At 73.6% G+C, this 12,334-nt stretch carries 7 protein-coding genes; all 7 read left to right on the plus strand.

What is annotated here, in order from left to right; translation table 11 throughout:
* Window positions 1-31: 31 nt before the first annotated feature.
* The 7 genes from ACGFZQ_RS34560 to ACGFZQ_RS34590 all read left to right on the plus strand — a co-directional run bounded on the left by ACGFZQ_RS34560 (window position 32) and on the right by ACGFZQ_RS34590 (window position 12,151).
* Window positions 32-979, plus strand: coding sequence for a TauD/TfdA dioxygenase family protein (locus tag ACGFZQ_RS34560; protein ID WP_393843649.1), 948 nt, complete (start codon window positions 32-34; stop codon window positions 977-979).
* Window positions 966-2,696: a condensation domain-containing protein gene (locus ACGFZQ_RS34565; protein WP_393843650.1), complete on the plus strand. Its 1,731-nt coding sequence runs from the start codon at window positions 966-968 to the stop codon at window positions 2,694-2,696. Before ACGFZQ_RS34560 ends, ACGFZQ_RS34565 begins: the two co-directional genes overlap by 14 nt.
* Window positions 2,693-3,907: an acetyl-CoA carboxylase biotin carboxylase subunit family protein gene (locus ACGFZQ_RS34570; protein ID WP_393843651.1), complete on the plus strand. Its 1,215-nt coding sequence runs from the start codon at window positions 2,693-2,695 to the stop codon at window positions 3,905-3,907. Before ACGFZQ_RS34565 ends, ACGFZQ_RS34570 begins: the two co-directional genes overlap by 4 nt.
* Window positions 3,904-5,676 carry an amino acid adenylation domain-containing protein gene (locus ACGFZQ_RS34575; RefSeq protein WP_393843652.1) on the plus strand — a complete coding sequence of 591 codons (1,773 nt, stop codon included), beginning with the start codon at window positions 3,904-3,906 and terminating at the stop codon, window positions 5,674-5,676. Before ACGFZQ_RS34570 ends, ACGFZQ_RS34575 begins: the two co-directional genes overlap by 4 nt.
* Before the next feature lie 40 nt (window positions 5,677-5,716).
* On the plus strand, window positions 5,717-7,066 hold the full coding sequence (locus ACGFZQ_RS34580) for an MFS transporter (RefSeq protein ID WP_393843653.1): 1,350 nt from the start codon (window positions 5,717-5,719) through the stop codon (window positions 7,064-7,066).
* Between the two features lie 85 nt (window positions 7,067-7,151).
* A complete protein-coding gene (locus ACGFZQ_RS34585) occupies window positions 7,152-8,198 on the plus strand; it encodes a TauD/TfdA family dioxygenase (protein ID WP_393843654.1) in 1,047 nt (348 codons plus the stop codon).
* Window positions 8,195-12,151, plus strand: coding sequence for an amino acid adenylation domain-containing protein (locus ACGFZQ_RS34590; protein WP_393843655.1), 3,957 nt, complete (start codon window positions 8,195-8,197; stop codon window positions 12,149-12,151). Before ACGFZQ_RS34585 ends, ACGFZQ_RS34590 begins: the two co-directional genes overlap by 4 nt.
* The last annotated feature ends 183 nt before the right edge of the window (window positions 12,152-12,334 follow it).

Raw genomic sequence — 12,334 nt, forward strand, 5'->3', positions numbered from 1 at the left:
ACCCTGCACCGCCACAGAAAGGTCTTCTGTCATGCAAAGGGTCAGGTCCGGTTGGCGCCCCGTCGGACGCACGCAGGTCCTCGCTCGGCGCGACCTCGTCGCCGAGAGCGACCACTTCGCCATCCGTCCGTGCGGGCCCACCATCGGCGCCGAGATCTCGGGGCTGCCGCTCGTCGCGCCCATCCCGTCGGCCGCGCGGGCCGACCTGCGGCGGGCCTTCCGGGACTGGAAGGTGCTCTTCTTCCGCGACCAGCATCTGTCCAGCCGTGACCACGTCGAGCTGGCCCGCGTCTTCGGCGACCCGCTGTTCCTGCCGATGCCGGACAAGGGCGACTTCCCCGAGGTGACCCGCGTCGCCGCGGGGCCGGGCGAGCCCGGCGCCGAGAACGTCTGGCACAGCGACGGCTCGGGCGACGAGAAGCCCTCGCTCGGCTCGATCCTGCGCGCCCTGCACGTCCCGCCGGCCGGTGGCGACACGCTCTGGGCGGACATGGTCGCGGCCCACGACGGCCTGCCCGACGACGTCAAGGAGCGCATCGCCAACCTGCGCGCCGTGCACGACCCCTTGACCATCTACGACGGCTACGACGAGGTAGCGCGGGAACGCGACGGCCGGGGCATGTTCCCCGTCAGCGAACACCCGGTCGTGCGGGTGCACCCGGAGACCGGGGAGAAGATCCTCTACGTCAACCGCTTCTACACCACGCGCATTCTCGGCGTGGACGAGGCGGAGAGCGAGGAGCTGCTGGCGTACCTGTGCGACCAGGCGCACTACCCCGAGTACCAGGTGCGCTTCCACTGGACCGACGGCGCCGTCGCCCTGTGGGACAACCGGTCCACCCAGCACTACGCGGTCTCCGACTACTACCCGCAGACCCGTGTGCTGGAGCGCGTGAGCATCGCGGGCGACCGTCCCCAGGGCCCACGGCGGCTGCTGCGCAACGCCGTGCGAAGGGAAGCCGGCGTTGCGAACCGTTGACCCGACGACCGATCCGTCGACGAACCCGTCGACCGATCCGTCGGCCGAAGAGCGCCACCGCGTCGTGGCCGGGCTGTTCGCCGACGTTCTCGGGCTGGACGCCGACGAGCTCGAGCCCGACGACGACTTCTTCGACGAGGGCGGGAACTCGTTGCTGGCCACCCGCCTGGTGAACGCGGTCCGGGCGCGGTTCGGCGTGGAGCTTCCGCTCAAGGCGCTGTTCCGGGCGCCGACGGTCGCCGGGTTGGTGGCTTCCATCGGCTCGGCGCCGAGCACCCGCCCGGCGCTCGTCCCGCGGGACAGGCCGGGGCTGGTCGCGGCGTCGTTCGCCCAGCACCGGCTCTGGGCCGTCAGCCAGTTCGAGGCGACGGGCGGCGTGTTCAACGTGCCGATCGCCGTACGGATCCGCGGCGCGCTCGATGCCGGCGCGCTCGCCACCGCGCTCCGCGATGTCGTGGTCCGCCACGAGAGCCTGCGTACGGTCTTCGTCGACGTGGACGGCGTGCCCTGGCAACGGGTCCTGGAGCCCACCGCGGTGCGGGTGCCGCTGCACCGGGAGACGGTCGCGGAAGCGGACCTGCCGGCCGAGCTGGCCGCCGCCGCGCGGCACGTCTTCGACCTGGCCGCGGCCCTGCCGATCGCGGCGTGGCTGTTCTCGACGGGGCCCGACGAGCACGTCCTGCTCGTCGTGATGCACCACATCGCGGTCGACGACGGCTCGGTGCGGCCGTTGTTCCAGGACCTGTCGCTCGCCTACGCGGCCCGGACCGAGGGACGGGAGCCGGCGTTCGCCCCGCCGCCCGTGCAGTACGCGGACTACGCGGCCTGGCAGCGCGAGCTGCTCGGCGCCGAGGCCGACCCGCGCGGCCTCGGCAACAGCCAGATCCGCTACTGGCGGTCCGCGCTCGCCGGCGCACCCGACGAGCTCGTGCTGCCGTTCGCCCGGCCCCGGCCGGCGACACCGTCCTACCGCGGCAACCGCGTGGCCGTCACCGTGGACGCCGAGCTGCACACGGCGCTGGCGGCGCTGGCCCAGGCGACCGGCACCAGCCTCTTCATGGTCGTCCACGCCGGGCTCGTGGCGCTGCTCCGCCGGCTGGGCGCGGGTTCCGACATCGTCGTCGGCGCCCCGGTGGCCGGGCGCACCGACGCGGCCTTGGACGACGTCGTCGGGTTCTTCGTCAACACCCTCGTGCTGCGGGTCGACTGCGCCGGGCGACCGGACCTGCGCACCGTGCTCGACCGGGTCCGGGAGGCGGACCTGGAGGCGCTCGGGCACCAGGACGTCCCGTTCGACCGCCTCGTCGAGGCGCTCAACCCGCCGCGGTCGCTCGCCCGGCACCCGCTGTTCCAGGTGATGCTGACGATCCTGGGCGACGACGGCGAGCTGCTGCGGGCGCCCGGCCTGTCCTGCGCCGAGGAGCGCATCGACCTGTCCTTCTCGCGGTACGACATGTGGCTGGGCCTGGTGGAGTCGAGGTCTCCCGGCGGCGACCACGCCGGCCTCTCCGGGGAACTGCGCTACAGCACGGACCTGTTCGACGCGGCGACGATGCGGGACCTGGTCGACCGGTTCGTCGCGGTCCTGCGCGAGCTGGCCGCGGACCCGTCTCGCCCCGTCATCCCCACCGCGCAGCCCACGACGCCAACCGCCGTCCGGCGAAAGGTGCTCGCGCATCCGGCAGGACCAGGAAATGGGAGGGAACGCACGTCATGATCGTGAACGTCTTCAGTATCGGATCCGCCCCGCCCAACGCCATCGCCGAGGCCGCGGAGCCCTACGGCGGCTGCACGTTCGTCGTCGAGCCGGACGACGCCGCCGCGCTCGCGTCCGTGCCGGTCCTGCAGGAGCTCGGCGAGGTCGTCGTCGCCGACGGTGTCGACGCGTGCGTCCGCGCGCTCGGCGGGCGGGTCCCGGCCGGGGTCGTCACGTTCGCCGACCGGGGCCTCCGGCTCGCCTCCGGACTCGCCCGGCACTACGGGCTGCCCGGCCTGTCGGAGAAGGCGGCGGAATGGTGCTCCGACAAGATCGCCCAGCGCGAGCGGCTCAACGCGTGCGGCGTCGGCGACGTGCCGACGGCGCCGCTGCGGGGCGGCGTCTTCCCGGCCGAGGTGCCGATGCCGGCCGTCGTCAAGCCACGCGAGGGCGCCGGCAGCGAGGACACGGCCTTCGTCCACTCCGCCGAAGAGTTCCGCGACCTGATGACGCAGCTGTCCCCGGACCGGCCCTACGTCGTCGAGCGCTACATCGAGGGCGTCGACACGCCGTTCGGGCCGTTGCTGACGGACTCGGTCTCCGTCGAGAGCGCCGTCGACGCCCGCGGCGCGGTCCGGCACATCGGCATGACGCTGCGGCTGCCGCTCGCCCCGCCGGCCCGCGACACCGGCCTCGTCTTCCCGGTGCACCGGCACAGCGCGCTCACCGGGACCCTGCTGGAGCTCGCCGCCGCGGCGATCGCGGCGGTGGACTTCACCGCCGGCCTCACGCACATCGAGTTCAAGCTCGGGCCCGACGGGCCGGTCGTCATCGAGGTCAACGGGCGACTCGGCGGCGGCCTCTACCGGCTCATGCCCCGGGTCGGGACAGTCGAGCCGGTGGGGCTGGCCACGGCGCTGGCGGTCGGGGAGTCGCTGCCGGACGCGTTCGCCGAGCCGACCGGCCACGCCATGCACTACTACGCGCAGCCGCCGTACGGCGCTGTGGCGGTGTCGGCGCTCCCGTCGCCGCGGACCGTGCGCGGCGTGCCCGGCGTGTTCGGCGCCGACCCGCGCACCCGGGCCGGCGCCCCGGTCCACTGGCGGCAGGGCTCGGCCGGTCGCGTCTACGACATCTGGATCGCGGCCGACTCACTGGCCGAGCTCGACCAGCGGAGGGCGGCCGTCGACGAGCTGCTGGAGCAGACGACCGAGTGGGAGTACGAGCGATGACCGAGGTCTCGTTGTCCGACGTCTCGTTGTCCTACATCTCGTTGTCCGATCTGTTCGAGCGGCAGGTCCGGCGCACGCCTGACGCGTGCGCGATCGAGCACGACGAGGGCGCGCTGACCTACGCCGAGCTCCTCCGGCACAGCACGGCGCTCGCCGCGGAGCTGCACGCCGCCGGCGTCGGGCCGGAGCACGTCGTCGGCCTCGATCTGCCGGTCGGGCCGCGGCTGGTGGCGGCGATGCTCGCCGCCGGGCGGCTCGGCGCGGCGTTCCTGCCGCTCGACCAGCGCGACCCGCGCAGCCGGCGGGACCACCTGCTGGCCGACGCCAGGCCCGCGGCGGTGGTGGTTCAGGACGGCTTCCTCGCCCCGGACTCCCCGCCACAGCGGCTGCTGGACCGGGTGCCGAGCGTCGCGTCCCCGGCCGCGTACCTCAACTACACCTCGGGCTCGACCGGGGAACCCAAGGGCGTGGTCAACGAGCAGCACGCGATCGTCAACTACATCGAGGCCGCGATCGCCGAGTACCGGCTCGCCCCGGCCGATCGGCAGCTGCAGTTCTCGTCCATCGCCTTCGACATCGCGCTCGAGGAGGTGTTCACCGCGCTCGGCTCGGGCGCGACGCTCGTGCTGCGGGACGAGGACTTCCGCTACGAGGACGTGGAGGACTTCCTGCGGCTGGTCGACAAGCGGGGACTGACCGTGGTCAACCTCCCGACCGGCGTCTGGAACCAGTTGGGCCGCGCGCTCCGGCAGGTCCCGCACGTGCGGCTGCCGGCGGCGGTGCGGCTGATGATCATCGGTGGCGAGGCCGCCGGCCCGGACGCGGCCGAGGCCTGGCACGCGGCGGCCGTGCACCCGGAGTTCCGGATCGTCAACACCTACGGGCCGACCGAGGCCGCGGTCGCGGTGAGCTTCGCCGAGCTGACCGCGGGCGGCCCGGTCACCATCGGCCGCCCCATCCGCGGGGTCGGGCTCGTCGCCGTCGACGCCGACCTGCGCACGGTGCCCGACGGGGAGATCGGCGAGCTGCTGATCAGCGGGATCGCGCCGGCGCGCGGCTACCTGGACCGGCCGGACGAGACCGCGGCGCGGTTCGGCACCACGGCCGACGGCGCCGAGGGCCGCTGGTTCCGTACCGGCGACCTGGGCCGGGTCCGGCCCGACGGGCTGATCGAGTTCCGCGGCCGGGCGGACGACCAGGTGAAGGTCCGCGGCGGGTTCCGGGTGGAGCCGGGCGAGGTCGTCGACGCGCTGCTGACGCATCCGGGCCTCGTCGAGGCCGCGGTGCTCCCGGTGGACCTCGGCGCCGGCCGGGCGCTGGCGGCGTTCGTGGTCGCGGTCGACGCCGCGGCCCCGCCGCGCGCCGCCGACCTGCGCGACCACCTCGCGGCCCGGCTGCCCGACTACATGGTCCCCGCGTCGTTCACGCCGGTCGCCGCGATCCCGCTGACCGACCGCGGCAAGGTCGACGCCGCGGTACTGCGGGCCCTGCTGAGCGAGGTGCGGTCGCACCCGGAGTCCTCCGGAAGCGTCGCGGACGCCGTCCGGGAGAGCTGGGCGGCGGCGCTGGGCGGCGAGCCCGAGGACGAGTCCGCGGACTTCTTCGACGACGGCGGGGATTCGATCGCCGCCGTGGAGTTCCTCGGGCAGCTGCGGTCCCGTCTCGGGCAGGCGCCGCCGCTGCGCGAGCTCTACCGCGCGCCGCGCTTCGGCGACGTCGTCCGGCAGCTGACCCAGGACCCGACCGACTCGTCCGTCACCGCCGTCTAACGGCGTATCACCCCTATCCATCGAGCAAGAGGGTTACCCCATGGCATTGGTCCAGTCGCGGCTGAAACGCTGGCCGTTCACTCCCGGTCAGGCGAAGTTCCGCAAGCTGTGGGCGGCGGAGTCCGTCTCGCAGATGGGCGCGCAGGTGAGCATGGTCGCCTTCCCGCTGGCGGCCATCCTGATCCTGGACGTCGGCACGGTGCAGGTAGGTTTGCTCGCCGCGGCCGAGCGGGCGCCCTACCTGCTCTTCGGCCTGCTGGCCGGGGTCTTCGTGGAGCGCTGGAACCACCGCGTCGTGATGATCGCGGCGGACTGGACCCGCGCGGCGGCGATCGTGACGATCCCGATCCTCGCGTGGACCGACCACCTGTCGATCGCCCTGATGTGCGTCGTGGTGTTCGTGGTCGGGGTGGCCACCGTGTTCTTCGACATCGCCTACCAGAGCATCCTCACCTCGGTCGTCGACCAGCGCGACCTGATCAACGCCAACCGCCTCCTGGAGAGCAGCGCCGTGGTCTCCCAGGTCTCCGGCCCCGGCATCGCCGCGCTGATCCTGCGGGTCCTGTCGGCCCCCTACGCCATCGCCGTCAACGCCGCGACGTTCGCCTTCTCGGCGCTCTTCCTGCACTCGATGGGGAAGGTCAGGGCCGAGCCGGAGGAGTCGCCGGAACCCGCGTCCATCCGCCGGGAGCTGCTCAGCGGGCTGGTGTTCGTCCGGAAGACCCCGTTCCTGCGCTGGATCGCCCTGATCGCCGGGACCTGGAACCTGCTGCTCCAGGCGCTGCTGGCGGTGTTCTTCGTGTTTCTGTCGCACGAGCTGCACCTGAGCGCGTCGGCCATCGCCACGGTCGTGTTCGTGGGCGCCATCGGCGGCGTGGTCGGCATCGCCGTGATGGGGCGGATCAACGCGTGGTTCGGCGTCGGCCCCACCGTGTGCATCGCCACCGGGACCAGCGCCGTCGGCGGCATCATGCTCGCCTTCGCCGGCGGCACACCCACACTGGCGGCGGTCGTCGTCGGCGCGGCCTTCTTCCTCCAGAACGCCAGCAACCCGCTGTTCGACGTCAACGTCATCACCATCCGGCAGACCATCACGCCGCAGCACCTGATGAGCCGCACGACGGCGGCCATCCGCACGATCATCTGGGGCGCGCTGCCGCTGGGCGCACTCGTCGGCGGTTTCCTCGGCGCGGCCATCGGCACCCGCCCCTCGATCGCCGTGCTCGGCGTGGCGCTGCTACTGCCGGCCGGCCTGACGCTCATCTCGCCGATCCGCAAGATCCAGGCGATCTCGGACGTGGAGCCCGAGCCGCCGTCCACGGACTCGTCCACCGATCCGAACGCCGATCCGGTTCCGGGCGCCGCCGAGCGCCCGCTCAACACTGCCTGACCAACACTGCCTGACTACCACTGCCTGCCTGACTACCACTGCCTGACTGACTACCACTGCCTGACTGACTACCACGGGGGAAATCGTGAACGTCAACGAGCAACAACGTCCCGCACTCCGGGACATCCGCCGCCGCACCGTTGCCGCGGCGGACGGTCCGGCGGTCACCGTCACGCCGCCGACCGCGGAACGTCTTCCGGCGACCGTCACGGCCGACGTGCCCGGCGTCGACCTGGCCGCCTGGCTGGCGGCGAGCCGCGAGCCGCTGCTGGAACTGCTGCACAGCCACGGCGCGGTGCTGTTCCGCGGCTTCGGCATCTCCGGCGCCGAGGGCCTGGAGCGGCTCGTCCTCGCCGTGTCGCCCGAGGCCATGAACTATGTGTACGGATCGACGCCGCGCACCCGCGAGATGCGGCAGGTTTACACGTCCACCGAGTACCCGGCCAGCGAGTCGATCCCGATGCACAACGAGCTGGCCTACGCGACGACTTGGCCGATGCGGCTGTGGTTCCTCAGCGACAAGGCGGCCCGGACCGGCGGTGCGACGCCGCTGGCCGACAGCCGCCGGGTGTACGAGCGGATCCCGCAGGCCGTCCGGGACCGCTTCGCGGCGCACGGCGTGATGTACGTGCGCAACTACGGCAGCGGCATGGACCTGACGTGGCAGCAGGCCTTCGAGACCGAGGACCCGGCCGAGGCGGAGCGGTTCTGCGCGGACTCGGGGATCGAGTTCACCTGGCTGCCGGGGCAGCGGCTGCGGACGCAGCAGGTCGCGCAGGCCGTCGTGCGGCACCCGGTCACCGGCGAGTGGACCTGGTTCAACCAGGCGCACCTCTTCCACCCGGTCAGCCTGCCGGCGGACGTGCGCGGGTCGCTGCTGGAGGCACTGGATCCGATCGATCTGCCGCGCAACGCGCTGTACGGGGACGGCACGCCGATCGAGGACGAGGTGATCGCCACGATCAACGCGGCGTTCGAGGCCGAGTACCGCGCGGAGGCCTGGAACGACGGCGACGTGCTGCTGGTTGACAACGTGCTGACCGCGCACGGCCGGCAACCGTACACCGGACCACGGAAGGTACTCGTGGCGATGGCCGAGCCGGCCTCGTCGGTGCCGGGCGGTGAGCGATGAGCGCCGGCACCGAGGACGCGTTCGCGATCTCGCCGCAGCAGGAGCTGACGTGGCGGACGGCGGAGGCGCGGGGCGGGCGGGCGGTCCCGGTCACCGTGGTGGTCGAGCTGCGCGGTCCGCTGGACCTGGATCGGTTGTACGGCGCGGCCCGCCACGTCATCGAGCATCACGAGATCCTGCGGACCGAGCTGCGGATCCTGGACGGCTACGTGACACCGGCCCAGGTGATCCGGCCGCACCGGGAGCAGGTGCCCGGCGCCGAGACGGACGCCGCTTCGACGGACGCCGCCGAGGACTGGTACCCCGAGGCGGTGGTCGAGTCGACGCCGGTATCGCTGGCGGTGCGGCGCGTCGGCCCGAAGCTGCACGTGCTGCGGCTGCGGGCCTCGGCGACCGTACTGGACCGTGCGGGCGCGGCGGTCCTGATCGACGAGCTGGCCCGGGCCTACGCCGACACCGACACCGACACCGACACCGACACCGGCGAGGCTCCGTTGCAGTTCGCGGACCTCGCCGAGTGGCTGCGGGAGCGGGTCGGGGACGGCCGTTTCGAGCACCCGCGCTACCTGCGCGAGGTCGACGACGACACCACCGCGCTGCGCCTGCCCTTCGAGCTGCCGGTGCACTGCGGTGATGGCAGCACGGCCGCCGCCACGATCGAGCTGGCGGACGTCCTCCCGCCCGACTGCGCCGACCGGCTCGCCGCCGCCGGGGGCGACCTCCGCGACCTGCTGCTAGCCGCCTGGCAGGTCGTGCTGCACCGCTACACCGGCGCGGACCGGCTGCTCACCGGGCTGGTGGACGGCGGGCGCTCCGCACCGGAGCTGGCCGGCGCGCTCGGCCCGCTGGCGAGGCTCTTGCCGCTGCAGGTCGCCGTCGCCGCGGACGCGCCGTTCCGCGACCTGGTGCGGCGCTGCCACGCCGCCTTCGAACACGCCGCGGCCGAGTCGGAGCTGTTCGACGCCGCGTGGTGGTCGACCCGGGACACCCTGGAGGTGATCGCCTTCGACCACGTCGACCTGGGCGCCCCCCGGGCGGCCGGCGACCTGCTGTTCGCGCCGGTCGCCGTCCACGGCGTGCACCCGGGCGCGGGTCCCGCGCTGCTCGTCGACCAGGTCGGGGCCGGCGCCGCGCGGGTCGCGCTCGGCTACGACCCAGCCCGGTTCTCCGAGGCCGACCTGGCCGGGCTCGGGACGGTGCTGCGCACCGTGCTGGCCCACGCGGTCGCGGACCCCGGCGCGCACGTCGGCGCGCTGCGCGTCTGGCCGGACGGTGCGGACCAGCCGGACCGGGCCGTCGCGGAGACGCCGGCCGGCGGCGCGGTGCGCCTCGTGCCCGCGCGCTTCACCGAGCACTGCGCGCGGAACGCGGACGCCACCGCGGTCGAGGACGCCGCCACCAAGCTCAGCTACGGGCACCTGGACCGGTTCGCCGACCGCCTGGCCGCCCGGCTCGCCGCCGCCGGGGCCGGTCCGGGCTCGGTCGTGCCGGTCCTGCTCGAACGGGGCGCGCTCACCATCGCCGCGATGCTGGGCATCTGGCGGGCCGGTGCGGCGTTCACCGTCCTGGACGACACCACGCCGCCGGGCCGGATCGCCGCGACCCTCGCCGACACCGGGACCGGCGTCGTGGTCACCAGCGCCGCGCTGGCGGGGCGGCTCGCGGAGTCGGCCATACCCTGCCTCCTGACAGAGGATCTGATCGAGGACCTGCCGGACGAGGAAGCCCCCGCAGCGGTCCGGCCGACTCCCGATCCGGCCGCCCTCGCCTACGTCGTCTACACCTCCGGCAGCACCGGCCGGCCCAAAGGCGTGGCGGTCAGTCACGGTGCCCTGGCCACCTACGTCCACGAGGTCGGGCAGCGGCTGCCCGGCGCGGCGGGGTCGTCGTTCGCCGTCATCACGACCGTCGCCGCCGACCTGGGGTACACGGCCGTCTTCTCGGCTCTGTCCTCGGGCGGGCGCCTGTCCGTCGTGCCGCGGTCGGCGGCCACCGACCCGGCCGAGCTGTCGGCCTGGATGAGCGCTCACGAGATCGACTGCCTGAAGATCGTCCCCTCGCACCTGGCCGCGCTGCTCAACGCCGCCGAGGATCCGGCCCGGGTACTGCCGCGCCGATTGCTGGTCGTCGGCGGTGAGGCGTGCCCGATCGACCTGGTCGAGCGGGTCGCGGCGATCGCGCCGGAGTGCGTGGTCGTCAACCACTACGGCCCGACCGAGACCACCGTCGGAGTCTGCACCTTCCCGGCCGGCGCGTCGCCCCTCGACCCGCGGGCCAGGACCGTGCCGATCGGCACCCCGCTGCCGGGCACCCGGGCCGCGGTCCGGGACGGCGCGGGCCGGCTGGTGCCGGCCTGGATGCCGGGGGAGCTGTACCTCTCCGGTGCCCAACTGGCCGACGGCTATCTGAACCAGCCGGAGCGGACCGCGGAGCGCTTCCTCAGCGCGCCCGAAGCGCCGGGTGGTGCGCCGGTCCGCTGGTACCGCACGGGCGACGTGGTCCGCGCCCTTCCCGGCGGCGAGCTGGAGTACCTGGGTCGTACCGACGACCAGCTGAAGATCAACGGCTACCGGGTCGAACCGCAGGAGATCGAGGCGGTGCTGCGCGGACACCCGGACATCCGCGAGTGCCTCGTCACGGTCGCGGGCCCGGACCGGGTGCTGACCGCCTTCGTCACGCTGGAAGCGAGCGGGCCCACGGTCGACGAGCTGAGCGGGCACCTGCGCACCGTGCTGCCCGAGCACATGGTCCCGAAGGCGTTCGCCGTCGTCGCCGCCCTGCCGCGCACCGCCAACGGCAAGGTCGACCGGGCCCAGCTGCTGGCCATGGACAGCACGCCGGGCCGCGCGACGGCCGCGGTGCCCCCGCGTGACTCGCTGGAGCTGCGCATCCTCGAGATCTGGCGGGCGATGCTGGGCTCGGACCGGTTCGGCGTCACCGACGACTTCTTCGCCGTGGGCGGGCACTCGCTGCTGGCGCTCCAGCTGCTTGCGGCCGTGTCCCGCAAGCTCGGCGCCCGCCTGCCGATCTCGGTCCTCTTCGAGAACGGCACCGTGGAGGGGCTCGCCCGGACGGTCCGGGCCCAGGCCGAGTGGCAGTCGACGGTGCTCGTCCCGATGCGTCCCGATGGCACCCGGCCGCCGGTCTACTGCGTCCACGCCGGCGGCGGGAGCGTCATGGGCTACCTCGACCTGGTGCGTGCGATGCCGGCCGACGTCCCGGTCTACGGCCTGGAAGCGGTCGGGCTGGACGGCCGGCGGGCGCCGGTGCCGCACGTCCGCGAGATGATCGAGCAGTACGCCGCCGAGATCGGCCGCCGGGCCGAGGCCGACGCGGTGCCGAGCACGATCGTCGGCTGGGGCCTCGGGGCTGTCTTCGCCTACGCTCTGGCCGAACGGCTGCGCGGCCTCGGCCACCGGATCGGGACGCTGGTCGTCATCGACGGCGCCGCGCCGGACACGCGGGCGCTCAGGGCGGTGGTCGAGGGTACCTCCGACGACGACTACTACGCGGGCATGACCGACCGACAGATCGTCGAGCGGTTCGCGGCGCACTACGGGCTGCCGCTGACCGCCGCCGACCTCGCGGGCCGCTCCGTCGCGGAGCAACAGGCCCTGCTGGCCGCGGCGATGCGGGACCGCGACGTGCTCACCCCGGACGCGGGCGCCGAGCACTTCGAGACGCTGTTCGCGCTCTACCGGTCGAACATCGCCGCCTGCCAGGAGTACGTGCTCGGTTTCCGGCCGGAGTTCGGCGACTACGACGTGCTGCTGGTCCGCACCGACGAGGAGTCGGCCGTCGTCGGGCCGGACGGTGCGCTCGGTTGGCGGACCCTGTTCGGCGACCGGGTCACGCAGGTCTGGCTCCCCGGCGACCACTACTCGGTCATGAAGCCGCCGATTGTCGGCCGGCTGGTTCCGTTCATCGACAAGGCACTCGAAGGCACCGCGTAGTGGCCTGAGTGAGGCTCCCGCCGGACCGCGGTCGTCCCATCCGGGTCCGCGCGGGAGCCTCACGCCCGCCTGGTCGTTCCAGGGCCTGTCCGGCGGATCATGCCGCAGACGCGGGGCCTGCCACGTCCACCTGCGGCGTTGTCGTCGGTTGTCAACGTCCCCCAGCCTTCGGCCGGGGGTGCC

The sequence above is a fragment of the Streptomyces sp. NPDC048254 genome (assembly GCF_043201895.1).
Taxonomy (GTDB): Bacteria; Actinomycetota; Actinomycetes; order Streptomycetales; family Streptomycetaceae; genus Streptomyces.